The sequence below is a fragment of the Mycobacterium sp. ITM-2016-00316 genome (assembly GCF_002968335.2).
Classification (GTDB): Bacteria; Actinomycetota; Actinomycetes; order Mycobacteriales; family Mycobacteriaceae; genus Mycobacterium.
In genome coordinates this window covers 1,575,879-1,600,103 of sequence record NZ_CP134398.1, presented here as the reverse complement: position 1 = coordinate 1,600,103, position 24,225 = coordinate 1,575,879, and the positions used below count along the sequence as shown (strand labels likewise).

General features: G+C 65.8%; 22 protein-coding genes and 1 pseudogene. 2 read left to right on the top strand and 21 right to left on the bottom strand.

The features are described 5' to 3' along the window. The first annotated feature begins 103 nt into the window (after nucleotides 1–103). A complete protein-coding gene (locus C6A86_RS07690; protein WP_311101072.1) occupies nucleotides 104–1,126 on the top strand; it encodes an MBL fold metallo-hydrolase in 1,023 nt (340 codons plus the stop codon). Here the strand turns inward: C6A86_RS07690 and C6A86_RS07685 are convergent, their stop codons facing one another. The 13 genes from C6A86_RS07685 to fabG form a co-directional block, all read right to left on the bottom strand. Next, complete coding sequence (locus C6A86_RS07685; RefSeq protein WP_105361901.1) at nucleotides 1,127–2,854, bottom strand: class I adenylate-forming enzyme family protein; 1,728 nt, start codon at nucleotides 2,852–2,854, stop codon at nucleotides 1,127–1,129. It lies immediately after the preceding gene. Continuing rightward, nucleotides 2,851–4,503 carry a class I adenylate-forming enzyme family protein gene (locus C6A86_RS07680; RefSeq protein WP_105361900.1) on the bottom strand — a complete coding sequence of 551 codons (1,653 nt, stop codon included), beginning with the start codon at nucleotides 4,501–4,503 and terminating at the stop codon, nucleotides 2,851–2,853. Before C6A86_RS07680 ends, C6A86_RS07685 begins: the two co-directional genes overlap by 4 nt. A 13-nt stretch (nucleotides 4,504–4,516) precedes the next feature. Beyond that, nucleotides 4,517–5,377: an SDR family NAD(P)-dependent oxidoreductase gene (locus tag C6A86_RS07675; RefSeq protein WP_105361899.1), complete on the bottom strand. Its 861-nt coding sequence runs from the start codon at nucleotides 5,375–5,377 to the stop codon at nucleotides 4,517–4,519. A 103-nt stretch (nucleotides 5,378–5,480) separates the two neighbouring features. Further along, the gene (locus C6A86_RS07670; RefSeq protein WP_105361898.1) at nucleotides 5,481–6,683 is read right to left on the bottom strand and encodes an acetyl-CoA acetyltransferase; all 1,203 of its coding nucleotides are present in this window, start codon (nucleotides 6,681–6,683) and stop codon (nucleotides 5,481–5,483) included. Further along, complete coding sequence (locus C6A86_RS07665; protein WP_105361897.1) at nucleotides 6,673–8,028, bottom strand: OB-fold domain-containing protein; 1,356 nt, start codon at nucleotides 8,026–8,028, stop codon at nucleotides 6,673–6,675. The genes C6A86_RS07670 and C6A86_RS07665 overlap by 11 nt, the downstream gene beginning before the upstream one ends. Further along, complete coding sequence (locus C6A86_RS07660; RefSeq protein WP_105361896.1) at nucleotides 8,025–9,233, bottom strand: acetyl-CoA C-acetyltransferase; 1,209 nt, start codon at nucleotides 9,231–9,233, stop codon at nucleotides 8,025–8,027. Before C6A86_RS07660 ends, C6A86_RS07665 begins: the two co-directional genes overlap by 4 nt. Then, nucleotides 9,230–9,484, bottom strand: a complete 255-nt coding sequence (locus C6A86_RS07655; protein ID WP_105361895.1) for a hypothetical protein — start codon at nucleotides 9,482–9,484, stop codon at nucleotides 9,230–9,232. Before C6A86_RS07655 ends, C6A86_RS07660 begins: the two co-directional genes overlap by 4 nt. 8 nt (nucleotides 9,485–9,492) lie before the next feature. Continuing rightward, nucleotides 9,493–10,020, bottom strand: coding sequence for an aromatic-ring-hydroxylating dioxygenase subunit beta (locus C6A86_RS07650; protein WP_105361894.1), 528 nt, complete (start codon nucleotides 10,018–10,020; stop codon nucleotides 9,493–9,495). An 11-nt stretch (nucleotides 10,021–10,031) separates the two neighbouring features. Beyond that, a complete protein-coding gene (locus C6A86_RS07645; protein ID WP_311101071.1) occupies nucleotides 10,032–11,300 on the bottom strand; it encodes an aromatic ring-hydroxylating dioxygenase subunit alpha in 1,269 nt (422 codons plus the stop codon). Further along, nucleotides 11,297–12,082, bottom strand: a complete 786-nt coding sequence (locus tag C6A86_RS07640) for an enoyl-CoA hydratase-related protein (protein ID WP_105361650.1) — start codon at nucleotides 12,080–12,082, stop codon at nucleotides 11,297–11,299. The genes C6A86_RS07645 and C6A86_RS07640 overlap by 4 nt, the downstream gene beginning before the upstream one ends. Further along, on the bottom strand, nucleotides 12,079–12,882 hold the full coding sequence (locus C6A86_RS07635; RefSeq protein WP_105361649.1) for an enoyl-CoA hydratase/isomerase family protein: 804 nt from the start codon (nucleotides 12,880–12,882) through the stop codon (nucleotides 12,079–12,081). The genes C6A86_RS07640 and C6A86_RS07635 overlap by 4 nt, the downstream gene beginning before the upstream one ends. Continuing rightward, on the bottom strand, nucleotides 12,879–13,649 hold the full coding sequence (locus C6A86_RS07630) for an enoyl-CoA hydratase/isomerase family protein (RefSeq protein ID WP_105361648.1): 771 nt from the start codon (nucleotides 13,647–13,649) through the stop codon (nucleotides 12,879–12,881). Before C6A86_RS07630 ends, C6A86_RS07635 begins: the two co-directional genes overlap by 4 nt. Then, the gene (gene fabG, locus C6A86_RS07625; protein ID WP_105361647.1) at nucleotides 13,646–14,413 is read right to left on the bottom strand and encodes a 3-oxoacyl-ACP reductase FabG; all 768 of its coding nucleotides are present in this window, start codon (nucleotides 14,411–14,413) and stop codon (nucleotides 13,646–13,648) included. The genes C6A86_RS07630 and fabG overlap by 4 nt, the downstream gene beginning before the upstream one ends. 93 nt (nucleotides 14,414–14,506) lie before the next feature. On the opposite strand from fabG, the gene C6A86_RS07620 reads away from it, so the two are divergent. Continuing rightward, complete coding sequence (locus tag C6A86_RS07620; protein WP_105361646.1) at nucleotides 14,507–15,304, top strand: SDR family NAD(P)-dependent oxidoreductase; 798 nt, start codon at nucleotides 14,507–14,509, stop codon at nucleotides 15,302–15,304. A gap of 21 nt (nucleotides 15,305–15,325) precedes the next feature. Here C6A86_RS07620 and C6A86_RS07615 read toward each other — a convergent pair whose 3' ends face one another. From C6A86_RS07615 to C6A86_RS07580, 8 genes and pseudogenes are all read right to left on the bottom strand, one after another. Further along, nucleotides 15,326–15,946 carry a hypothetical protein gene (locus C6A86_RS07615; RefSeq protein ID WP_105361645.1) on the bottom strand — a complete coding sequence of 207 codons (621 nt, stop codon included), beginning with the start codon at nucleotides 15,944–15,946 and terminating at the stop codon, nucleotides 15,326–15,328. 51 nt (nucleotides 15,947–15,997) lie between these two features. Further along, complete coding sequence (locus tag C6A86_RS07610; RefSeq protein WP_142406858.1) at nucleotides 15,998–16,555, bottom strand: Mce protein; 558 nt, start codon at nucleotides 16,553–16,555, stop codon at nucleotides 15,998–16,000. After that, nucleotides 16,519–17,967 carry an MlaD family protein gene (locus C6A86_RS07605; protein WP_311101070.1) on the bottom strand — a complete coding sequence of 483 codons (1,449 nt, stop codon included), beginning with the start codon at nucleotides 17,965–17,967 and terminating at the stop codon, nucleotides 16,519–16,521. The genes C6A86_RS07610 and C6A86_RS07605 overlap by 37 nt, the downstream gene beginning before the upstream one ends. Continuing rightward, nucleotides 17,968–19,110, bottom strand: a complete 1,143-nt coding sequence (locus C6A86_RS07600; protein WP_105363463.1) for an MCE family protein — start codon at nucleotides 19,108–19,110, stop codon at nucleotides 17,968–17,970. Continuing rightward, nucleotides 19,107–20,389, bottom strand: a pseudogene (locus C6A86_RS07595) (MCE family protein). Before C6A86_RS07595 ends, C6A86_RS07600 begins: the two are co-directional and overlap by 4 nt. After that, nucleotides 20,386–21,753: an MCE family protein gene (locus C6A86_RS07590; protein WP_105363470.1), complete on the bottom strand. Its 1,368-nt coding sequence runs from the start codon at nucleotides 21,751–21,753 to the stop codon at nucleotides 20,386–20,388. The pseudogene C6A86_RS07595 and the gene C6A86_RS07590 overlap by 4 nt, the downstream one beginning before the upstream one ends. Continuing rightward, entirely contained in the window at nucleotides 21,750–22,778 is a 1,029-nt protein-coding gene (locus tag C6A86_RS07585) for an MCE family protein (RefSeq protein ID WP_105363461.1), read from the bottom strand. The genes C6A86_RS07590 and C6A86_RS07585 overlap by 4 nt, the downstream gene beginning before the upstream one ends. A 37-nt stretch (nucleotides 22,779–22,815) precedes the next feature. After that, nucleotides 22,816–24,225 (bottom strand): MCE family protein, encoded by a 1,410-nt coding sequence (locus tag C6A86_RS07580; protein ID WP_105363460.1) that lies wholly within the window; start codon nucleotides 24,223–24,225, stop codon nucleotides 22,816–22,818.

Sequence of the window (24,225 nt, the reverse complement as noted above, 5' to 3'; positions counted from 1 at the left end):
TTGATTCGAGCGCATTTCAGGGCCGCTTTCACGGCCACGGCTCGACGCTAACACAGTTTTCTAGTCTGTGTTAAATTCTCTTCTCGATAGGAGGACTCACGTCATGACGTACAGCTCGACGGCCGGGGTCGGCCAGGGCCTGGAGCACCTCACCGCCAACATCGCGCGAGTCTCCCTGCCGCTTCCCCTCCCCGACCTGAAGATCGTCAATGCCTACGCCATCGTCGCCGGTGACGGCATCACCCTCATCGATCCCGGCTGGGCTTCGGAGGCATCCGAGTCGGTACTTGTCGAAGCGCTCGCAACACTCGGGGCCGGACCTGGCGACGTACGCAGAATCCTGGTCACGCATCAACACTGGGATCACTACTCCCTCGGCGTGAAGTGGCGTGACGAGCACGGCATCGAGCTGATGCTCGGCCGCGAGGAGCGGCACAGCATCGAGGCCTTCACTTCCATGGACGGCGTACACCCGGTTCAGGTCGGCATGCTGATCGAGGCCGGCGCCGAAGCACTGGCCGCCCAGATCGATGAACTGGACTGGCAGTCCTACGAGCGCGGGGTGGCATTCGCACCCCCTGACCGTTGGCTTGACGACGGGGACGTCCTCGACTGTGGCACCTCGTCGATCGTCGTTCGCGCCACCCCGGGGCACACTCGCGGCCATATCGTCTTCCAAGATGCGGCTCGCGGACTCGTGTTCACCGGCGACCATCTGCTGCCCCGCATCACGCCGTCGATCGCCTTCGAGCGGCGACCCGAAGCGTTGCCGCTGCGCTCGTATCTCGACTCCCTGAGCGTGCTGCTCGATATTCCGGATTCGCGGATGCTTCCCGCCCACGGCAGCACCGAACACACCACCCATCACCGGGCCGCCGAACTCGTCGCACATCACCGCGACCGGCTCGACGTGGTCACCGGCCTTGTCGCCGCAGGCAACTCGACTTCCTTCGAGGTCAGCAGCAAGATGCGCTGGACCCGGCACGGACGAACCATCGACGAACTCGACATCGTCCACCGCATGACGGCGATCCTGGAAGTGAAATCCCATCTGGATCTCTTGGAGACACAGGGCGTTCTGACGGGCACGACGATCGACGGTGTGCGTGAGTTCGCCCTCGCCTGATCAGGCCACCGTTGAGCCCATCGCGCTGACCTGTTCGACCAGGCGGAACTTCTGGATCTTGCCGGTGGGCGTCGTCGGCAGGTCCTCGGGGCGGTAGAACACCACACGCTTGGGGACCTTGAAGCGTGCCAGCTTGTCCCGGCACAGCGCCAGCACATCGTGCTCGGTGACAACGTGGTCGGGTGCCGGAATGACGACAACACAGCCGATCTCACCCCACCGCTCGTCACTGAGACCGATCGCGAAGACCTGGCTGATACCCGGGTGGGCAGCCAGCACATCCTCGATCTCCTTGGGCATGACGAGTTCGCCACCGCTCTTGTAGAGCTCCTTGCTTCGCCCGGTCACCCGGAGGTAACCATCCGCACGGACGCGACCCAGATCACCGGAGTGCAGCCACCCACCGCGCAGCGCCGCGCGCGTCTCATCGTGCTTGTTCCAGTACTCGAGCATCGTGGTGGGACCACACGATACGAGTTCCCCTTCGGCGCCGACCTCGACGTCGGTACCCGTATCCGGATCGACCGCGCGGTAGCGCACAAGATCATCGGTGCCGGGTATCCCCGCGGCACCCGCCATCTTCGGCCTGCCCACTGTCTCGGAGATCATCTCCAATGGGTCTTCGGGAAGCGTGAGCGTCATGGCGCCCCCGCATTCGGTCATGCCGTAACCGGTGACGATCTCGGTGACGTCGAACTCCCGGGCGACCCGCTGCCACAGCCAGATCGGCGCCGGCGCCGATCCGCAGAGGATGGCGCGCAGGGAGGACAGGTCGTAACCGCTCGCTGCCGGACTCTCGACCATTGCGACCGCCATGGTCGGCACACAGAGAATATCGGTGGCGCGATAGCGCTCGATACCGCGAAAATAGCCTTCGGCGCTGAACGACGGTTGCAGCACCACCGCGCCGCCGACATACATCACCGAGAGCAGGCCCTCGATATAGCCGAACATGTGGTAGCACGGCAGCGAGAACAGGACACGGCGACCGTCTGGGTAGGCCCTGGTCAACGCGGAGGCATAGGCGGTACGCAAGACGGCATCGTGCGATACGACAACACCTTTCGGAGATCCGGTGGTGCCCGAGGTGTAGAGCATGTCACCGGGGCCGAGCGGATCGACCACCACTTCGGGTTCACCGCCCTCGGTAGTGGCGGCCGGTTGCGCCAGACCGGGCACCGACATCGCACCCGCACGCGGCCGACCACCCGTATCCAGCACCACCACGTGTCTGAGCTCGGGTACACCGTCCGCCCCGGCCGTGCGATCGGCGAACCCGGGTCGATCCCAACCGGGGGCAATGCCGTCGAGCATGCTCTGGTAGTCCAGCGTCGCGAACTCTGTCATGGTCACGAGCACGCGGCACCCGGAATCTGCCAGGACGAAGCCCAATTCGCTCTCGCGGTACAGATAGTTCAACGGCACCGCGATGGCGCCCACCCGTGCAATGGCGAACTTCACCGTCACGAACTCCGGATAGTTCGCCACCAGCATCGCGACCCGGTCAGCGGGGCGCACACCCAGCGCCAGCAAGCCGGCCGCCAGGCGTCGCGACTCCGCCGCGACGTCACCGTAGGTCAGGGATGCGGAATCCGAGAGCACGAACGACCGCGTCGGATATCGGGCGGCGCAGCGATCCAGCCAGTCGGCCAGAGTCGTGGCACGCCAGGCGGGCAGACTGTCCCGCAGCGCTCGGCGGCGGAGGGCGATCGACGGTGTTGCGGTCACAGTTCGTCCAACTCCCCCGACAGCGCCGCGTTCCGCAGCTCGAAGCGCCGGACCTTTCCCGTGGGGGTCACCGGAAACTCGTCGACGAGGAACCACCGCGCCGGAACCTGGTAGGCAGGCATCCGTGCCGCGGCATGAGCGAGCAGGCTTTCCCGCAGGCCAGCAGGAGGATCAGCCGCGACTCGACACGCCACCGCGACGATCTCTCCCAGTCGTTCGTCGGGGAGTCCGATCGCCACCACGTCGGTGATGTGATCGTGCCGGGCGATCATGTTCTCGACCTCGACCGGCGAGATGTTCTCGCCACCACGGATGATGAGTTCTTTGAGTCTGCCGGTCACCGTCACGAATCCGCGGCTGTCCATGGTGCCCAAGTCGCCGGTGCGGACATAGCCTTCGGCGTCGAGAGCGCGTTCGGTGGCGGCCGGGTCGTGCAGGTACTCGACGAACTGCTGGTACCCACGGGCGCAGATTTCGCCCACTTCGCCGACACCCACCACCCGGCCGGTGTCCGGATCGGTGATCTTGCAGTCGACTTGCGGAAGGGGACGACCCACCGTGTTCAGCAGATCTTCTCTGCTGTCCTCGGGGCGGGTCATGGTGAGCACCGGCGCGAGCTCGGTCTGGCCGTAAAGGTTGTACACGCCGGCCCCGAACACTGTTGCGGCGCCGTCGATCAGCTCACTGGAGACATTGGCCGCGCCGCCCATGATGACGCGCAGGCGGGGCGCGCTCGACATGCTCTCCCGCTGGCGTTGGAGCAGGGCATGCAACACCGCCGGGACGTAGAAGAGCACATCGACACGCTCCCGCCGCATTGCCTCCAGCGCGGCGCCCGGTTCGAAGCGTTCGCACAGGACGGCGGTGCCCCCGACCCACAGTGGACCAAGGGTGGCGATGACGCACCCGGCTGTGTGGAACAGCGGTAGCGGGTTGAAACAGGTCTGCGCCTCGCCGATCCCGACGGCTTCCATGGTCAGTTTCGCCACATTGATCAACGCACGGTGGGTGAGCAGCACGCCCTTGGGGCGCCCCGTGGTGCCCGAGGTGTACTGCAGCATGACCGGGGCGTCCGCATCCCCGGGTGCGCCCGCACCGGATCCGGGCCCGCCGGCCGACGCGGAAGCCAACCAGGTGTCGTACTGCGACAACGAGATCCTGTGGATGCCAGGAATACCCTGACAGACGCGCTCGGCGACTTCTGCCATGGCGTACCCGCGACTGACGTCGGCGTGCAGCAGCACCCGGGCGCGACTGTGCCGTAGCGCGTAGTCAAGTTCTTCATCCCGAAGCACCGGGTTGAGCGCCACCAACACGACACCGGCCAGCGCCGCCCCGTATTGGATCACCGTCCACTCGATGACGTTGGGAGCCCAAAGGGCCACCAGGTCACCGGGATCGGCCACCGCCATCAAGCCCGCCGCGACCCTGGACGCCTCCTCCACCAGCTGCGCGTAGGTGAGCCGGTGCGTTGCGTCCGACCCGTGGCGAGCACCGACAAGCGCATCGCGATCGGGATGCTGCGACGCGCGCTCGGCCAGCAGGCCACCGACGGTGTCATCGACCAGTGGCACCGAACGGTCAGCGGCCACGAACGCGGGCACGGATCGGCCCGGCCCGGGATCAGCTGTGTCGTTCGGTGTCGCCATGGGCCGCACTCACTCACACAGGGTTGCGGCCGAGGCGGGCATCCGACATATCGCTGATCTGTGACCACTGCGCACCGATCTCGGCCAGGCTCGGCGGCGCGGTGAAGGTGACACCGTTGTTCTGGAACTGCGCAACCCGCTGCACCAGTCCACCACCGACCACGAACACCGACGCGGTGTCCTGGTTCTCTTCGGATACCAGGTAGCCCACCGCCGGCGCGACCAGTTCGGGATTCAGCTTGTCCAGCAGCTCCTGCGGCGCGATGTCCTCGGTCATCCGGGTGGCAGCCAGTGGCGCAACCGCATTCGCGGTGATCGAGTACTTGCCGCCCTCGATGGCCAAGGTGTTGATCAGACCGACCAGTCCGGCCTTGGCCGCGGAGTAGTTGGCCTGGCCGAAGTTGCCGTAGAGACCGCTCGTGGATGTCGCCACCACGATCCGGCCGAACTTCTGCTCCCGGAAGTGCGGCCATGCGGCACGAATGACGTGGTAGCCACCGTAGAGATGCACCTTCTGCACCGCGTCCCAGCTCGCTGCCTCCATCTTGTGGAACGCGCCGTCACGCAGGATGCCGGCGTTGCTGATCACCCCGTGCACCGCGCCGAACTCGTTGAGCACCGTGTCGATGATCGCCGCGGCACCGGCTTCGTCGGACACGGAATCGTAGCTGGCGACCGCCTTTCCGCCGGCGCTGCGAATCTCTTCGACCACCGTGTCGGCGGCCTGAGTTCCCGCACCCGAACCATCGCGAGCGCCGCCGAGGTCGTTGACGACCACCAGCGCTCCGTTGGCGGCCAGGAATCGCGCGTACGAGCGACCGAGTCCCCCTCCCGCACCCGTGACGACGACGACCTTGTCTTCAACACCCGACACCTGAGCTCCTCTGTTCCACGATACTTTGAGATTGAATCTAGGTTAAAAAATTCCGCTACGTCAAGGGTGGCTCACGTGCAGGGCCGACACCGGGCCCTTCGACCTAGTCTCTGCGGCGCAACTGATTCGAGACAACGGACACGAATGACACACAACCGCCCGGCCGTCCGCCGAGGTTGTGTGTCAACGCCGTGTGCGGGTCGGCGAGCTGCCGCTCCCCGGCCTCGCCACGGAACTGCAACCACGCCTCGTAGAGCATCCGCAAGCCGCTGGCACCGACGGGGTGACCGAACGACTTGAGGCCGCCGTCCGGGTTGACCGGCAGCCGGCCATCGGCATCGAAGTCCCCTCCGAGCACATCTTTCCAAGCATGTCCGGTCTCGGAGAAACCCAGGTCTTCCATCAGGATGATCTCAGTCGGGGTGAAGCAGTCGTGGACCTCGGCAAGGGAGAACTGCTGCGCCGGACGGTCGATCCCGGCCTGGGCATAGGCGTCCTTGGCCGCCTTCACCACTTCCGGAAAGCTCGTGTAATCGAACGCGGAATCCATCGCCCCCCTCGTCGAACCCGCGACCAGCGAGAGCCCTTCCACGAACATGGGGCGATCGGTGAACGCGTAGGCCCGCTCGGCCGGCACGATCAGTGCGCAGGCGGCCCCATCGGACACACCCGAGCAGTCGAACACGCCCAGCCTGCCCGCCACCTTCGGAGCCCTCTCGACGGTCTCGGCAGACACCGGAGAGCGAAACTGCGCCTTCGGGTTTCGGGCGCCGTTATCGTGGTTTTTGCGTGCCACATGGGTCATCGCGGCGCGCATCTCGTCGGGGTGCACCGCGTAACGATCACAGTAGGCGGGGTCCAGCAACGAGAAGGCCGCGGGGGCGGTCATCGAGATTTCCGGTGCGGTGCCGTCGCCGGGAGGATCCTGACGGAGCAGACCCGAGTAACCGGAATCCTTCAGTTTCTCGACTCCGACCGCCATCACGATGTCGTACGCGCCGGCCGCGACGGCGTAGGAGGCATTGCGAAAGGCCTCCGAGCCGGTCGCACAAAAGTTCTCCACCCGGGTCACCGGTTTGTCGTCGCTGCCGATCGCACGGCTGAGGGTCAGACCACCAAGTCCCGAACTGAGGGTCCCCAGCCAGTAGGCGTCCACGTCGTCGCGGCCGACACCGGGCAGCGAGGACAGACACTCCTGGTATGCCTCGAGGATGAGATCGTCGGTGGAGGCGTCCCAGCGCTCCCCGAACGTGCTGCACCCCATCGCCACCACGGCAACCTTGCCGGCAATTCCGTTACTCGCCACTGTCCTGCACCGCCTTCCAGAAGTAGTCGTGGACGCCGCCGGCGGTGAACAGCCGCCGGAAGGCGAATCGCACCCGGGTGCCCACCGTCAACTGCTCCGGCCGGGCGTCGGCGACCTCGAGCGTGCAGCGTCCCCCGCCGTCGATGTCGATGACCGCCTGGACCATCGGCGGTGACGGCGAAAACGCCAGGCGATCCACCGTGTAGGTCACCACCGTCCCTGCCATCGCAGCGATCGGGACCTCGGTCATGGCATCCACCGAGTGACAGGAACGGCATACCCGTAGTGGCGGTAGGTGCGTGAAACCACATTCGATACAACGTGATCCGTTGAATCCGAACTTCCACCGCTGTGAGCGGGACGCCGGCGGCGCGGCAGCGCGCTCCGGTTCGGGCCGCCGCGGCGACTCCAGTTCCACCAGGCCACGCCACGCCAGATAGGTCAGGTGCGGTACCGGAATGCCTTCGGACCGTTGGCCGGCCAATGGGCGCGCCTGCCGCTTGGCGGGCAGTTCCGCGGTGGCACGCAGCACGACGGCGTCACAGCCTTCGACCGCCGAGAGAAGCAGGATCGAGTCGCCGGGCTCGGCGATATCGAGTACGCCGGCCAGCGCGATCAGCGGATCCGCGGCACCGCTGTGGCCGACCGGCGAGGTGGTGACCGTTTTCTGCCCCTTCACCAGGGTCGATGCGCGTTTGACCACGGCGGTGTTCGGGCAGGCGATCACGACATGGTCGGCATCGGCGAGCTGGGCGGCATCCAGCGCGGCGCACGCAGTGGACCGGATCAGGGAACCGTAGCGTTCCGCCCCGAAGCGCTCCTCCCATTGGTGGCCGGTCGTCGAGGTGGGTTCACGCCAACGGTCCAGGAACTCGGCGGTGCATGACTGTGCGGCAAGCATTTCCGCGATCGGGGCACCTTCACCGAACCACACCGCCGCGGCCCCGTCGCCACCGGCTTTCTCGTCGGTCGACCCCGGCTTTCCCACCCGCACATCGGCGGCCACCACGAGACCACCACCACGTGCTGACGTGAACAGTCCGGCGATAGTGCTGCGCGCCGTGCCGCACAGGTCTGCAGCCAGCACCTCGGCGGGCAACCCTAGCGCGGCATGAACCGCCGACGCGTTCGTCTTGTCCGCATAGGCGGGCGTGCTGGTGGCCAGGTAGATCGCCGCGGGAACATCACCCGCGCGCAGGGCTCGGCTCGCGGCCGCCACCGCCATGGTGGTCGAGTCCTCGTCGTAGGACGCGACCACACGGTCACCCTTGCGCAGACCGATCGCCGCACCGGGCAACCGGTGTTGGGGCAGATAGCTCGCATATCCGAGCAGACCGTAGGTCACGAGGCGCTCCGGAATGCCGCCGCGAGTCCCTGGCCACCACCGATACACATGGTCTCCAGCGCCAGACCGCCGCCGCGGCGCTGCAACTCATGCAGCATCGTCGCGAGGATGCGCACTCCCGTCGCCGCGATCGGATGGCCCAGCGAGATCCCGGAGCCGTTGACGTTGAGGCGGTCCTCGACGTCGGCCAGTGTGACTCCCCAGCCCGACAGCACCGCCAGCACCTGAACCGCGAACGCCTCGTTGACCTCCATCAAGGCGAACTCGTCGAGCGTGAGCCCGGTCTTGGCGAGCAGCTTCTCGACGGCGCCGACGGGGCCGATGCCCATCCGGGAGGGTTCGCAGCCCACCGCGGCCCACCCCTCCAGGAATCCGATCGGTTCCAGGCCGAGCGCCTCCAGGCGATCCTCGGCGACGACCAGGCAGGCCGCGGACGCATCGTTCTGCTGACTGGAGTTGCCTGCCGTCACGGTGCCACCGGTCTGCAGCGTGCGCAGCCGTGCCAGCGATTCCATGGTCGTGTCGGGCCGGACGCCCTCGTCGCGGCCGAAAACAATCGGGTCGCCCCGGCGCTGGGGAACGTCCACGGCGACGATCTCGTCGTCGAAGGCCCCGCGACCCTGCGCGGCGGCGGCGCGCTGATGGCTGCGCACGGCGAACTCGTCGGCGGCGGCACGGTCGATGCCGTAGTCGGACGCGAGGTTCTCCGCGGTCTCGATCATTCCGCTGATCGCACCGAAACGCCAGGCCGGTTGCGACATCTCGCGTCCCCGGTCGAGCCGGTCATAGAGGACCTGGTTGCCCGAGCGCGCACCCCAGCGTGCCGTCGTGGTGTAGTGCTCGATATTGCTCATCGATTCCACACCGCCGGCGATGACGACATCGGCGGCCCCGGTCTGCACCGTCATCGCCGCGGTGATGACGGCCTGCAGGCCACCTCCACAGCGACGATCGATCTGCAGGCCGGACACACTGATCGGCAGACCCGCGTGCAGCGCCGCCCACCGGCCGATGCACGGCGCCTCCGAGTTGGCGTAGGACTGGGCGAACACCACATCCTCGATGAACTCCGGGTCGATACCGCTGTCCGTGACCACGGACTTGATCACCTGCGCGGCAAGGTCTTCGGCGCGCAGGGGCCGCAGACCGCCACCGAATGTGCCGACCGGTGTGCGCCGCGGTGCGACAATCGCCGCGCGCCTCATTCCTCACCCCGCCAGCGGTCGGCGGACGGATCGAGCAGACTGTTGAGCTTCTCATCGGGCAGCCACACGATGGTCTCCAGTTCGAGTGCATCCAGAAAGCGCACCCGTCCGGTACGCAGGTCGGCCACCTTGAGCCGGGGCGAGTTGGCCTCGACGTCGATGCTGACCGCCACGTCGGCGAACTCGCTGCCGATGACCGCGCCCACACCCGGTATGGCCGTGGGTGAGGATTCGTCGAAGTGAATGCCCATAATGCTCCTTAGATGAGGAAGCTCAGTGTCGGAATCGGTTTGTCGGCGTCCACGAGCTGGACCTTCTTGTAGGCCAGGCGCAATTGCCCATCGACACGGCGCAGCCGGTACGTGGTGCGACCACCCCAGGTGTGGTTGCCGCGTGGACGTGCCTCCACGACAAGGAAGTTCGCCCCGACCTCCAGGTCGATGGTGCCGTCCCGGCTCGGCCGTCCACCGAGGAACTCGATATTGGAGATCAGTCGGCGCAGATGGGATGGCGGTGCTTGTGCGTAACGACGCCCGGTCCGAACCTGCTTGAGCCGGGTGGAGATCCGGCTGCGGTTGTCGTAGATGATCGACATCTGCCGAGCCGGGTCCGACGGCGCGGAATCGGCAGGCACCCAGTACAACGCATCGTCGGTCCAGAGGGACTCCCATGCGTCATAGTCGTTCTCATCGGCGTAACGGGCCTCCCGGTAGAGAAATTGCTCCACCTCATGGCGATCGAAGCCATCGGGTGCCGATGGGAGTTCGTCGGACTTGTTCAGCGACATCGTCACGGTGCTCAGTCCCTTTCCATCAGCGCTTTGTACTGGGTCCAGAAGCCGCGCATACCGGTTTCGTCGGTGTTCGTACCGATGGTGAAGCCGTTCTCGTCCACGGATTCGCGGTTCAGTCCTCGTCGCACGTCCAGCCATTCCGGGCTCAAGGCCTTGATGCCCTCCTGATTTCGCTCGTACATCTCGGTGTCATCGGCCAGCAGCATTCCGGCCGGCCCCACCGAACCGACGCACTGGGACACCATCCGACGATTCAGCTCGGGTGCACCGGCGAGCTGCACCGCCGTCGCATACTGCACGCACTGATCGACCGAGACGGGCTGGATGTTGAAGACCTGGATCTCGGCGATGAACAGGTTCGGGAAGATCATCACGTGGGGGGCACCCTCGATCAGGATCTCCTCGGCCCGCTCCCCGTGCTTGGCCCGCATCGCCGCCACATAGTCGGGGACCCGCGACTCGGTGGTCCCGAACCAGCGCATCGGCTGAGCGTGCTTGCGGAACTCCGGGCGCAGGTCGTTTTCGCTGTGACCATTGCCGAGGTCCCTGGTCACCGCGATCGACGAATCGCTGTACAGGGGGCCGATGGTGCTTCCGGTGACCCCGAAGATGGAACCGTGCACGAACTGCGGGTGGTAGCCGTCGGTTTCGTTCTCCGCGAGCAGTTTCCAATTTGCGCGTGCACTGTGCTGGAGCCAGCCGGCAGTCAGCTCGACCCGGCCCTCCGGTGACAGCCGGACCAGTCGGTCGATCTCGCCCGCGGCGGCACCGAGGTGCTCGATCAGCGACGGGCCGTCGGGGGCAAAGCTGCCGAAGACGAACCCGCCGTAGGACTCGACCCGGGGCACCCGCCCCATGGCGAGGTCCAACTTGCGTCCGCCGTAGCCCTTGAAGAACGGAAATCCGATGAGGTCGCCGTCATTACGGAACGTCCAACCATGGTAGGGGCACCGGAACGTGCTTGAGTTGCCCTTGGCGTCGTCACATACCTGATTGCCCCGGTGCGCACAGCGATTGAGCAGCAGGTGGATCTCGCCGTCGCGGTCACGGGTCATGATGACGTCCTGGGGACCGAGCTTCTTGCGGACGTAGTCGTTGGGGTGCGCGACTTCGCTCTCGTGGCCGACGAAAACCCACGTGCGGTACCAGATCTTCTCGAGTTCTTCGGCGAAGATCGACTCGTCGGTATACATGGTGCCGTGCACCTTGTCCGGCCGGATCAGCCGCTCGTAGCGGCTGCCGGTCTGTGCGCCGGGATCAATGACAGAGGTCATGGGTGAACTCCTTGTCGTGTGCCGAACGAGGGGCGCCGCTTCTCGCGGAACGCGGCGATACCCTCGGCGAAATCGTCGCTTCCGAAGAGCCGCGCCTGGTGGGCCGCCTCCAGGTCGAGCACCTCCAGAGGCGCCAGGGTGGGCGCGACGGCCAGCAGTGTCTTGATGGCGCCGTAGGCCGCCGCAGGCCCGGCCGCGAGCCGGGCCGCGTCGGCGTGCGCGACGGCCAACGCTTCGCCCGGTTCGGTGGTCTGGTCCACCAGTCCCCAGGCCTGGCCGGTGTCGGCGGTGAAAGGTTCGGGCAGCAGGAACATCTGACGGGCCTTGGCGACCCCGACACGGCGCGGCAGCGACGCGAACGAGCCCATATCGCCTGCGAGCCCGACGTTGGTGAATGTCGTGGCGAAGCGCGCGTTTCGGGCCGCGACGACGCGGTCACACGCCGCGGCGAGTGCGGCCCCGGCGCCGAAGGCGGCACCTTCGACCGCGGCGATGACCGGTTTCGGGGTGTTCCAGATCGCCCGGATCACCCGTTGCGCCAGCTGGGCGCGTTCGCCTGCCTCGACCTCGGACATGACCTTCATGGTGGAGATGTCGCCGCCGGAGCAGAATGTGCTGCCCGCCCCGGTCAGGATGATGACACGCACCTGGGAGTCGGCGTCGGCGGCCTCGAGCGCATCGGCAAGTTCCAGCCGTAGTGGAATGTCGATGGCATTGCGGACATCTGGCCGGTTGAGGGTGATCACCCGGACAGCTCCGTCGTCGTGCACCAGGACGTTCATCGGCCGATGAACTTCGGCGAGCGACGTTCGATGACCGCGCGAAGACCTTCGAGCGCGTCAGCGGTACCGGACAGTTCGGATACCGTGCGGGACTCCTCGGGCAGCCGCTCCTCGATGGAGGCACCGACGCCCGACCACACCAGCCGCTTTGTCGCGGACAACGCCAAGGTGGGCATCGCGGCGAGCTCTGCGGCGAGGCTTTCGGCCCGAGCTTCCAGAGTGTCGTCGGGGACGACCTCGGTGATCAGGCCGATGGCAGCGGCCTCGTCGGCGGTCAGGGTCGGGTTCGTCAGCAGTATCCGCAGGGCTTGCCGCAGGCCGACCAACTGGGTGAGGGTGACCGACGACCCGCCGTCGGGCGCCATTCCGACCCGTACCGCACCGGAGAAGAACTTGGCTGACGCAGCGGCGATCACGATATCGGAGGCACAGACGAGGCCCAATCCCCCTCCGCCGGCGGCAAAACCCTGGACGGCAGTGATGACAGGAACGCGCAGCTGGATGATCGCGGCCGTGGCCAGCTGCAACCAAGCGGTCGCCTCGCGCAGATAATCGGGCAGCTGTTCACCCTTGGACTCGAAGGTGTGCACGTCGCCGCCTGCGCAGAAGTTGCGACCGGCGCCCGAGAGCAACACCACCTTCACGTCGGGGTCGGCGTGACAGCCCAGCACCGCTTCGTGCAACGCCTTGAGGGTCTCGACATTCAGCCCGTTGGAGATGTGCGGACTGTTCAGGCGGATCTTGGCAACTCCACTGGGAGTCACCTCACGCAGTACGGGGGTGTAGATCGTCTCGGTCACGCTTGGATTTCCCTTTCCTTGAAGGCATCAACGCCGGCCTGGCCGGCTGGGCCTCCGATGCGCCAGACGACAGCGTCGGTCTCGGCGGCGTTGGCCGAATCGAAGTCCTGGTCCAGGCCCTCGGTCACCAGACGCTTGATGGAGGTGATCGCGGACCGGTCCCGCCGCGAGAGTCGGTCAAGAAATCTCTCGACCGACTCGTCGAACTCATCGGCCGGATACGCCTCGTAGGCCAGCCCGAGCTCGACCGCCCTGGTACCGCTGAACTTGTCACCGGACAGCAACAGCGCCAGTGCCTGCTGACGGCCCAGAATGCGTGGCAAGCGCGCCGTGCTCCCCCCGCCCGGAATCATCCCGAAGTTGACGTGGTTGTCCGCGATTCGCGCGGCGTCACTGACCACGACGATGTCGGCGGCTTGCATGAGCTCGAATCCACCCGCCATGGCCACCCCGTCGACGGCGGCGACCACCGGCACCTGGGCACGTGCAATGGCATCGCAGGCGGCCTTGAAGGACGTGAACAGCTCGCGCAGTTCCGCCGAGCCCTCCGCGCGCAGTCGCTGCACCTCCTCGAAGTCCCCACCGGCGCAGAAGTTGCCGCCTGCCCCCCGGATCACGATAACGTTGATGTCCTGGCGCTGACCGAGGCTGGTGAGCGCCGCGTCGAGCTCACCGGCGAGTTGGACGCTGATGGCATTCATGCGGTCGGGCCGGTTGAGCGTGATCCGCCCGATCGTGCCGTCGATCTCGCTGAGGACAGTTTTCACATGTACCTCCCGCCGCCGACTTCGATGACGGTGCCGGTGATGTAGCTGGACAGACCGGATCCCAGGAACACCACCGCGCCCGCAACCTCGCCGGGCTCCCCGGCCCGTTTCATCGGGACGTCGGCTTCACGCTGAGCGAAGACATCCGGCGGCATCGCCGCCGTCATCGGGGTACGAATCAAACCCGGCTGGATCGCGTTGATCCGCACATTGTGATGAGCGACCTCTTTCGCCGCGGCCTTGGTGAGGCCGACGATTCCGGCCTTGGCCGCGCTGTAGTTGGTCTGGCCAGGGTTGCCCGACTTGCCGGAGAGCGAGGAAATGTTGACGATGCTGCCCGACTTCTGCTCTCGCATCACCGCCGAGGCTTCCCGGATCCCGAGCCAGGTGCCCCGCAGATGGACGGTGATCACGGAATCGAAGTCGCTGACCTGCATCTTCTTCAGCGACGCATCGCGAGTGATACCGGCGTTGTTGACAAAGATGTCCAGACGCCCGTGCTTGTCGACCGTCTCGGACACCAATGTCCGCACGTCATCCTCGGAAGTGACGTCACAGGCCGCGCCGCTGCACTCGACGCTTCCGCCGGCGACATCTTCGGCCGCGCGCCGCGCGGCCGTGTCGTCCAGGTCGGCGAGGACCACGCGGGCGCCGTGGTGGTGGAGCGTTCGCGCGATCTCCAACCCGATGCCCTGTGCCGCGCCGGTGACCACCGCGATCTTGTCCTGGAGCAGTTTCTCCACCGGGTTCTCCCATCGGTCCATGCGGTCATGGACAAATCTAGCCGAAATTTCTAATCTAGGTTAAATCAATGGGTCGGGCGGTTTCAACCAGCCTTCCGGCCGGGAAGGATCATCATGGATCTGGGACTGACGGGCGCGCGGGTCGTCGTGACGGGCGGCGCGTCCAATATCGGCCGCGGCATCGTGCACGAGTTCGCCACCGAGGGCGCGCGAATCGTCCTGAACGACATCGATGAAGCGCAGGCCAAGAAGGTCCGCGACGAGGCCCTCGACCTGGGCGCGACCGCTGTCGAGCTGGCGGTCGAGGACTTGACCGTGCCCGGCGGTGCCGAGCGCACCATCGGGCGCGCGGTCAGCCAGTGGGACGGAATTGATGTTCTGGTAAACAATGCGGGATGGAGCGTGCCCGGCTTCGTGGCAACCGACACCGACCGTGACAAGTGGCAGCGCACGATCGAGGTGAACTTCTTCAGCGCGGTGGCCGCGACGCAGGCCGCCATCGGCCCGATGAAGGACAGCGGCAGCGGAGCGCTGGTCTTCATCGCCAGCGACGCGGCATTGGGCCAAATCCGGCAAGGCATCTACGGGGCGTCCAAGGCCGCCATGGTCGCCTTTGCCCGCACCACGGCCCGCGAACACGGACGTCACGGCATTCGATCCAACATCGTGTGTCCAGGCTTGGTCATGCCGGAGAGCCCCGATGCGGTTGGCGCATCCAGCCTTTGGGCGGTAGGCGAGGATGCGGTGTTCAACCCGAAGCAGATCGATTTCATGCTCAAGGACACCCCGACGCGCAGCCTGACCACCGCCCAAGACGTCGCCAGGGCCGTGCTGTGGTTCTCGTCGGCGACAGCGGCGCGTCAGGTCACCGGACAGATGATCTCGGTCAGCGGCGGTTACACGATGCCGTGACCACCGGTGGCCGGGCTGCGGTCAGATCGGCGTGAACTCGGAAACCAGCCACCGCCCGTCGACTTTCTCGAGGCTGACCCGGACGGTGGATGCGGTATCCGTCGGAGCACCGGCACCGATGGTCGAGGTCTGATTGACGAACAGCAGTGCCACGGCGTGCCGGGAACTCGCCGATACCGACGCTGCCGCAGCGACATTCGCGACAGCAGAGATTTTCTGTGCCTCCGCGCCGGGTATCACCACCTCCTGGATCAGCTGTCCATAGGAATCGCGGAATGACCCGGTCAGTCGCGACTGCGCGGCTTCGAGGCTCTCCTTGACCGAGCCCGGCTGGTAGGACAGCAGGGCGACCGTGGTGTCACGGGCGGCCTGCACCGACTCACCGGCGGCCGAGCGCGCCTCGCGGGAGGACCCGTCGACCCATTTCAGCCAACCCGCCATACCCCCGAGACCGATGATGACCACGGGTAACGCGACGAAGGCGAGCGCCCCCACCAGTGAGGTGGTGCGCCGTCCGGTCCCGGCGGCCCTGCGCTGATCACCGCTTGACTCGAGGCCGTTGTCGTGGGCGTCTGCGGTCGTTTCATCATCGGCGGCAGTGACCTCCGGCGAGGCCGCGGTGCTGTCGAGATCGGTAGGCATATCAACCCTTTATGTTGTGTGACTGCATTTTCCGTCCGTCCTCGATGCCGGTCAGGGCACGAAGGCGACATTGGATACCTTGACGTCCTCGCCCATCCGTTGCACGGAGATCCGCATCCGCCAAGACTTCGGCTGTTGCTCGGTGCCGTCGGCCATGGCCGTCGTGACACGGACGGCAACCAGAACCTGCGCTTCGTTGTCCGACACGGATTCCAGGCCGGCATCGAGCACCGTGCCCTCCGACGTGGACTGCGCTTTCTTGACCACCTCGATGAATGGTTGTGCACGAGAGCTGAAGTCGTCGTAGAACGTCCCCGTCGCAGAGTCGAGAATGCGTTCGACGTCGTGTTCGACCTCGGCGTGATCGACCGATGTCAGGTTGATCGCGCCCTGCCTGGCCACCTGCACGAAGACCGCGTTGTCATCGTTGATCTGCGCAGAGTGATAGGCCCGGGTGCCCAGCCAGCCGCACAGGGATGCGACCGCCACTGTCGCCATCAGTCCCGCGATCAGCGCGATGCTGCGCGGACTCCGGCCAACGCCGGAATCGGATTTCTGTTGTGCGGCAACGGCTATTTCGGTGTCGGCGGCATGATCATCGTCTGCCATGTCTGCTCCTGGGCGTTGTTGGCCAGATTCGCTTGGGTGTAGACGTGTCCGTCCGGCCCGATGTAGGTCCCTGTCGCGGGGTCGTACTCGGCAACGGCGATCGGCGGCCCGGGCGGCGGGGCCGGGGCGGGCGGGACGGTTGCCGTCCGCGGCGCGGGTACGGGCTGCCCCGACAGCGTGGCGTTCGGGTCGCCCTTCCAGTTGTAGCCGTCGTTGAGCGGTACGTAGTTCTCGTCGCTCTCACACATTTTCACCGTCGGCGCGCGCTTGCCGGGTCGGGTCGCACACGGCAGGTTGCGGGCTCCGCGCACGTTGAACATCGAATCTTGCGGGACCCGGCAATAGAAATCACCCTCGGGGCGATCCGGGTAGTCGGTCAGGCTCGTCGGCCGGGCCTGCTGCGGCGGAAGATAGCCGGTCAGGCACGGTGGGGGCAGGTTGATGTTCAAGTTGAAGCTCAGGAATGCGCCCTTGTAGTCCTGCTTTGTGTTGCGGTTGGTCACCCCGGCGCCCTGCACCACCTCCACGGCGGAGGGGGCCAGCACCAGCAGCTGCTCGATATGGGGCTGGTAGGTCACCGCGACATCGCCGAGCGTCACCAGATTCGCCAGCACCACCGGCAAAGTCGGCTGGAGCCGGTCGAACAGTTGCGCTACTTCACCGGCCGCCTGCGATCCGTCGGTGAGGATGGCTCGGACCGACGTGTCCTCGTTCTTGAGCTGCTCGGTCGCCGTTGCCACATTCGACGCCCATGCCTCGATCGAGCCGGCGGTCGCCGACTGCGAGTCGAGGATCGGTGCGGAATGGTCGATCAGATTCGTCAGTGCATCCAGATTCGCACGGGCGTCGATCGCCAGCGTGGTCGAGCCCTTCACCAGGCGCGCCAAGTCAGGGCCGAGGCCACCCACAGCGGTGGCGGCCTCGCTGACCGCGGTCTGCAGGTTGTCCCGCGGGATGACTTCCAGACCCCGGTTCGCGGCGTCCAGCAGCATGCTGATGTCGGGCGGGACGGTCGTCTGATTCCTGGGAATGACGTCGCCGTCCTTGAGCGGGCGGCCGCCGCCGTTCGGGAGCAAGGCGACGTACTGCTCACCGATCGACGACGCGCTGTGCACTTCGGCGGTCAGGTCCTCGGGGATGTCGATGCCGGACTTGAGCGACAGCACCGCGACAACGCCGGTGCTGTCGAGGTTCACCTCATCGACCCGGCCGACCTCGGTCCCGCGATAGGTGACATTGGCGTTCTTGTAGAGGCCTGCGGCGGCGGGCAACTCCACGGTCACCTTGTAGTGCCCGACGCCGAACAACAGATTGGGCAACCCCATGTAGTTGAAGATCATGATCGCGCCGCCGGCGAGGGTGAGCACGGAGAAGAAGGCCAGCTGGATGAGGATTCGTCTGCTGAGTACCATTTACGGCCCCTGGTTCAGGTGGTACGGGATGACCAACGGGTTGACCGCGGTGTATGGGCTCGGAAGCTGACCGATCGTTCTCCCCCACTGCATCTCGAGCTCGGTGAGCTCCCCTTCGAACCGGGTGCCGGTGAAGAAGGACGAGTCGATCCGGCTCAGGGTCAGGTCGATGACGGCGGTCAAGTTCGCGTAGTCACCGCGGAACCATTTACTCAATGTCTCGTGCGCAAAGGGATAGACCGAGAAGAAACTCAACGATCGGGTCAACGCCGGACCGGAGTCGGCGAGCGATTTGAGCACCGGCCCGATGTCCTTCAGCTCCTGGATAAGAGCTTCCTTGGTGAGGTTGCTCGAGTCGGCCGCGAGCGCGCTGAACTTGCCGAGTTGATCGAGCGCGTCGGCCAGCGTGTCACGCTCGTCCTTCAGCACTTGCAACGCGTCGGGAATCGTGGTCAACGCCTTGTCCACCACCGGCCGCTGGTCCGCGAAATCGGATACCAGATTGTTGAGGCTGTCGGTCGCCGCGATGATCTCGTCGGTCTGCCGGTTGGTGTTGCCGATGAAGGTGTCCAGCTGAGTGATCAAACTCCGCAGATCGCTTTCGCGTCCCGCGAAGGCCGAACTCAGTGCCGTGGTGATGTCCTGGATCTGTCCGATGCCACCACCGTTGAGCAACAGGGACACCGCGGCCAGGGCCTGCTCGGTCGACGGGTAGGCACCTCCCGATGCCAAACCGATGAGCGATCCCTCTTCGAGTCGCCCCTGGGGCGCTTCGGCGGTCGGCGGGGCGAGTTCGATGTGCAGTGAGCCGAGCAGGCTGGTCTGACCGATGGTCGCCGTCGCGTTCGCCGGCAGGTTGACATCGCCGTTGAGTCTCATCGTCAGCACGGCGTGCCAGCCTTGCCGTTCGATCTTGGTGACCGTTCCGACGTTGACATCGCCGACCCGCACCCGGGAGTTCTGCTGGACGTTGTTCACGTCGGGCAACTGCGCCTGAACGGTGAACGCGCCCGGACCTTTGCCCTCGGTGCCGGGCATTGGCAGCGAGTTCAGGCCGCGCCACCCACTGCAGCCGCTGAGCACGAAGATCAGTGCGGTCACCGCCACGGCCAAGGTCGCGACGTGGCGCCGGTGCCCGGTCATGATCCCCCTCCGGCGGGCACCATCATGCCGGTCAGCCCTGCCGACGGATCCGTCTGCGCTTCGGCCGGCAGCGGAGGCGGTGCGGGTGCAGCGGTAGGCGGTTGCGGCGGAACGTAATTCGGCCGCATCCAGTCTTCGCTGTAGGTCACTTCGTTGGGGCGCGCCACGGCACCGACGATGGGGTTCATCCCCAGCGGGAAGAAGTTCATCTGGCGGTTCTTCACGATCGGCGCGAGGTACTGCACGCAGAGTTTGGCGGACTGCTCGGCTCCCAGCCGTGAGGCGGCCTGGATGGCACCGCACAAGAAGCTGATCGGGTCGCTGAAGTTGTTGGTCGACAGCGCGCCGCTCAGCGTGCCCTGGGCAGGCTGATAGATGTTGATGAAGTTCTGCAGCACCGTGGGCGAGATGTGCAGCAGCTGTTTGACATCATCGAGGCTGTCGGTCAATGCCTGCGACACCGAACCCAGTTTGTCGGTGGTGGTACCGAGGGATTCCCGGTTGTCGGCGACAAAGCTCGCGACGTCGCGGGAGACATCGCCGACACTTCGCACGGCAGCGCCGATCTCGTCGGGATCGTCGGTCAGCGCCCAGGTGACCGAAGCCAGGTTGCGGTTGAGCTGTGCCATCAGATCCGAGCTGCCCTGCAGCGCCGTCACGAGCAGCGACAGATTCCGCAGCGTGCTGAACAGATCGGAGCTGTGGTCGCCCAGCGCGGAGGTCGCCTGCGACAACTTGATCAACGTGTCGCGGATGCTGGCACCCCGTCCGCGCAGGTTGTCCGCCGCGGTGTTGACCACTGATCCGAGAGTGCTCACGCCGCCGGGCTCGGTCGGCTGCAGCATCTCGGTGAACCGCTGCAACTGGACCCGGACGTCGTCCCACTCCACCGGCACGGCCGTGCGCTCCCGCGGGATGGCCGCGTTGTCCTCAGCACCGGGCCACCCGTGTAGGCCGGCGTGAGCTGGATGGCGCGCGCCGTCACCAGAGACGGCGCCAAGATCACTGCCTTCGCATCGGCGGGAACCGTGTTCGCATCGTCGATCCAGAAGCTGACCCGTACCTGCTGCGGCTCGACGTCTATGCGGTCGATCTCGCCCACCGGCACGCCCAGGATGCGGATCTCATCGCCGACGAACAGTCCGTTGGTGTTGTCGAAGTACGCGGTGAACCTGGTGCGCGAGATATCCGTGGTGACAGTGATGGCGGCGGCGAATCCCGCCACCACGATCACCACCAGGACGAGCACCAGCCCGATTCGGATGCGTGGTGTGGTCACGGTTGCGTGCCTCCTGAGGCGACGGGATTACCGTCGGGCCCGATCTCGCCGGGTGCCGGCTGGTACACGGGCCCGGGGGTGGGCTCCGGAGTCGACTGCTGGCCGGGCGCCGCGGCCGCGGGCGGACCCGGCGGCGGACCACCGGGGGCCGGCTGCGGCCCCGGGTCTCGATACGGATAGCAACCGGGCCCCGGCAACGCCAGACCCGGCGGCCCACACTGCTGGTCCCCCGGGTTGCCGGTGATGGCGTCCGGGATCGTGAGTCTGGGCTCGCCGCCCTGTCCGGTCCTCGGGAACGGCACGGGGAGCGCCGGGGTACCGGGTTGACCGGTCTGCGGGTCGGTCCGCTCCGAGGGCGCCAGCACATTGGGGTCCAGCCCGAGATCGGAGAACGCGGCATCTACGAACGGCTGAATGTACTGCCCTGGCAGCAGGTTTGATAGGTAGGCCTTGAAGAACGGCCCCGACGACACCGATTCGCCGAGCGAGAAGACATAGCTGGTGAAACCCTTGATCGACTGCTGAACCTCCGCCTTACGGTTGTCCACGATCGTCAGTGCGCCGTTGAGCTTGTCCAACGCGGGTTTCAGGGTGCCGCGATTGTCGGCGATGAACCCTTTGATCTGCGTTGCGAGCGCGGTGATGTTGTCGGAGATCTGATCGAGCGCGGCGCTCTGCGCCTGCAGGGCGACCAACAGTGCGTTGGTGTCCCGAATGAGCTGGACGATCTTGTCGCTGCGCTCGCCGAGTACGGTCGTGGCCTTGTTCGCATTCGCCAGCAGTTGACGCAGTTGGTCATCGCGCCGGTTCAGCGCCTCGGAGAACCGCGCGACACCGTCGACCGCGACACGAAGATCCTCAGGGGTGTCCCGGAAGGTGTCGGCCAATGTCGACAGGGAGTCCGACAGCTGGTCGGTGTTCAGGCCACTGATCTGCGCCGTGATGTCGCCGATGGCATCGGGAAGCTGATACGCCGACGTCGTACGTTCCAGCGGTATCACCCCGTCCTGCTGACCGTCACCGCGTGGAGTGATGTCGAGGACCTTCGTGCCGAGAAGGCTCTTGGTCTTGACCGCGGCCTCGGTGCGATCACCGAGAGACACATCGCTGTCGACGTTGAACCGCACCAGAACCCGCGGCCCGTCCAGCGAGATGCTCTGGACCTTGCCGATCTGGAAACCGGATACCTGCACCGCCGCACCGGATGTCAGACCGCCGGCCTCCGCGAAGTACGCCGAGTAGGACTTCTGCGATGACACCAGCGGCAGCTTGTCGTAGTTGAGGACGCCGAAACCGACGGCGCCAATCGCGACGACACCGATGGCGCCGATGATCACCGGGTTGCGTTCCTGAAATGCCTTCATCGCGGTGTGCACCTACCCGAATCCTGGCCGGCCAGCTTCACGTAGACCGGTTGGCCGCCTTTGCCGTTCAGCTTCAAGACCAGATCGCAGATGTAGAAGGAGAAGTAGTCGCCGTTGAGTCCCTGCCTGCCCAGAATCCGGTAGGACTCCGGCAATGTCGCGAGCAGGTTGTCCACATAGTCGTGGTCGGCAACGACAATGCCTGCCGTGCGGTCGAGCTCCTCGACGGTGTTGGCCAGCGGGGGCCGGGCACGTGCCATCAGATCCGCAATGCTGGCAGCCGACTCATTGGTGTACGCGACGGCATTACTGAGATCGCCCTTCCTGGCCTCGAGCGTGTGCACGATCTCCGACAACGAGTCGACCGCCGCTCCGAATTTGTCCTTCTGATCGCTCAAGGAACCCAGCACGGTGTTGAGGTTGGTGACGACCTGCCCGACCAGCTCGTCGCGGTCGGCCAAGGTATTGGTCAGCGCCGCGGTCTGCGAGAGGAACGAACCGACCGTCGCCCCCTGACCCTGGAGAGCGGAAAGCAGTTGCCCGCTCAGCGCATTCACCTGGTCGGGGTCCAGCGCACGAAAGAGCGGCCGGAAGCCGCCGATCAGGGCATCGAGATCCAGCGCGGGTGATGTCCGGTCGGCAGGAATGGTCGCACCGGATTTCAGCTGCTGGGTCGAACCCGTGCCCTCTTCCAGTGCGAGGTAACGGCCTCCGATGACGTTGTCGTAGCGGATCACCGCCCGGCTGCCCTCGGTGAGGATCACCGAGTCCTCCGTGCTGAACTCGACGGTGACGGTGCTGTCCCGGTTCAGCTCGATCTTGCTCACCTTGCCGACCTCGACTCCGGCAATCCGGACGAAGTTCCCGTTCTCCAGACCGGTGACATTGGTGAAGATGGCCCGAAACGTCTGAGCGCCGTCGAATCTGAACTGCGCGAAGACGGTGAGCAGCGCAAACATTCCCAGGGCGGCGACGATCACGAATGCGGTGAGCCGCCAGGCGGCGCCCGACAGGTTATCCCTCATATCGTTGGCCTCTCAGAAATTCTGGATTCGGTGTTGCTCATGGCCCCGGCGGTGCGGCCGCGAGATCCGGCGCAAGGCCGTTGATTCCCGGTGGAATCGGGGCCTCCACAGCAGCGGGAGCGGCAGGCGGCACCCCCGGATACAGCGGCGCACCATCCGGGCCGTACTGGGGCGCGCCGTAGGGCGGGGCGCCGGGGTATGGGATCGGTCCGGGTGCCGGGCCACCGGGGTAGCGGATGCTCGGTGGTTCTGGCACCGCACGGGTCACCGGGAAGAAATTGGCCCAACCGGGGAATCCGATACCTGGATTCGGGCGATTGTCCAGGCCCGCGCCCCAGCCGGTGTCGGCGATCAACGTCCGCACCGGCCAATTCTTGGCCACGTCGGGCAGCGATCCACAGCCCGGTTTGCCTCCCGGACCGCCCCTGGCGCCGTTCTTGGGCAGGTTGCCCGGGTAGCGGTAGGGGTCGTCTCCGAGCAACAGTGCGGCATCGACGATCAGCGATTTGCCGTTGGCCCCACCGGTGTACTCCGCCTGCCCGAAGTCGATCGCGTTCTTGCCGCCCATGATGAGGCAGGTGTATTCCGGGTTGTACTTGTACAACAGGCCGGTCGTCGGTTGCAGGGTGTTGATCGCGCGGACGAGGTTGTCCTTGTTCGGCCCCAGCAGCTGCGTGCCGCTCTGCGAGAAGCCGATGACGTTGAGCAGCAACGTATCCAACTCAGCAGCGTTGCCGACTACGGTGGCACTCGTGGTACTGGCCGCATCGAGAATCCGGATGATATCGGGGGCGGCTGCGTCGTAGGCATCATTGAAATCCTTGAACGAACGCCAGTCCGCTCCGATGGCGTCCGACCTGGCGTTCAGCGCCAGCAGCACCTCATTGGCCGCACTGGTTGCCTCCCCGATGCGGGGGCCCTGGCCGCGCACGCCTTCTGCGATGGCGGAGAAGACCGAGTTCAATTTGGCCGGATCGATCTTCTCGATGACGCCGACAAGGTTCTGGAACACCGTGTTGACCTCGGTGCTGACATTCTGTGACTCGAGAACGTCGCCTGCGGCCAATACCTTCGGCGAAGGATCCTCGGGGTAGATCAGGTCCACGTATTTCGCACCGAAGACCGTTGTCGAAGCGATCCTCGCCTGAACGTTGGCGGGCAGATAGCGCACCTTGTCCGGATCGAGTTCGAGCCGGAGGCTCACCGGATCACGCCCACCGGCGATCCCACCGACATGGCCGACCTGCACGCCACGCATCTTGACCTTCGCACCGACCTCCATCACCAGACCGGCGCGATCGGAGGCCAGCGTCACCGGGATGTACCTGTTGAACGACCCGGTGAAGAGGGCCCCGGTCAGGGCGATAGAGCCGACCACGAACGCGATCAGAATCGCGGTCCACCAATCGGCGTGGATTCGGGATTGCCCGGCTACCCGGCGTGCCAT

What these genes read in the sequence shown, in the direction of transcription:
- C6A86_RS07690 (WP_311101072.1), top strand. Translation starts at nt 104, where the DNA reads ATGACGTACAGCTCGACGGCCGGGGTCGGCCAGGGCCTGGAGCACCTC.
- C6A86_RS07680 (WP_105361900.1), bottom strand. Translation starts at nt 4,503, where the DNA reads ATGGCGACACCGAACGACACAGCTGATCCCGGGCCGGGCCGATCCGTG.
- C6A86_RS07660 (WP_105361896.1), bottom strand. Translation starts at nt 9,233, where the DNA reads ATGAGGCGCGCGGCGATTGTCGCACCGCGGCGCACACCGGTCGGCACA.
- C6A86_RS07655 (WP_105361895.1), bottom strand. Translation starts at nt 9,484, where the DNA reads ATGGGCATTCACTTCGACGAATCCTCACCCACGGCCATACCGGGTGTG.
- C6A86_RS07650 (WP_105361894.1), bottom strand. Translation starts at nt 10,020, where the DNA reads ATGTCGCTGAACAAGTCCGACGAACTCCCATCGGCACCCGATGGCTTC.
- C6A86_RS07645 (WP_311101071.1), bottom strand. Translation starts at nt 11,300, where the DNA reads ATGACCTCTGTCATTGATCCCGGCGCACAGACCGGCAGCCGCTACGAG.
- C6A86_RS07640 (WP_105361650.1), bottom strand. Translation starts at nt 12,082, where the DNA reads ATGAACGTCCTGGTGCACGACGACGGAGCTGTCCGGGTGATCACCCTC.
- fabG (WP_105361647.1), bottom strand. Translation starts at nt 14,413, where the DNA reads ATGGACCGATGGGAGAACCCGGTGGAGAAACTGCTCCAGGACAAGATC.
- C6A86_RS07620 (WP_105361646.1), top strand. Translation starts at nt 14,507, where the DNA reads ATGGATCTGGGACTGACGGGCGCGCGGGTCGTCGTGACGGGCGGCGCG.
- C6A86_RS07615 (WP_105361645.1), bottom strand. Translation starts at nt 15,946, where the DNA reads ATGCCTACCGATCTCGACAGCACCGCGGCCTCGCCGGAGGTCACTGCC.
- C6A86_RS07610 (WP_142406858.1), bottom strand. Translation starts at nt 16,555, where the DNA reads ATGGCAGACGATGATCATGCCGCCGACACCGAAATAGCCGTTGCCGCA.
- C6A86_RS07605 (WP_311101070.1), bottom strand. Translation starts at nt 17,967, where the DNA reads ATGGTACTCAGCAGACGAATCCTCATCCAGCTGGCCTTCTTCTCCGTG.
- C6A86_RS07600 (WP_105363463.1), bottom strand. Translation starts at nt 19,110, where the DNA reads ATGACCGGGCACCGGCGCCACGTCGCGACCTTGGCCGTGGCGGTGACC.
- C6A86_RS07590 (WP_105363470.1), bottom strand. Translation starts at nt 21,753, where the DNA reads ATGAAGGCATTTCAGGAACGCAACCCGGTGATCATCGGCGCCATCGGT.
- C6A86_RS07585 (WP_105363461.1), bottom strand. Translation starts at nt 22,778, where the DNA reads ATGAGGGATAACCTGTCGGGCGCCGCCTGGCGGCTCACCGCATTCGTG.
- C6A86_RS07580 (WP_105363460.1), bottom strand. Translation starts at nt 24,225, where the DNA reads ATGGCACGCCGGGTAGCCGGGCAATCCCGAATCCACGCCGATTGGTGG.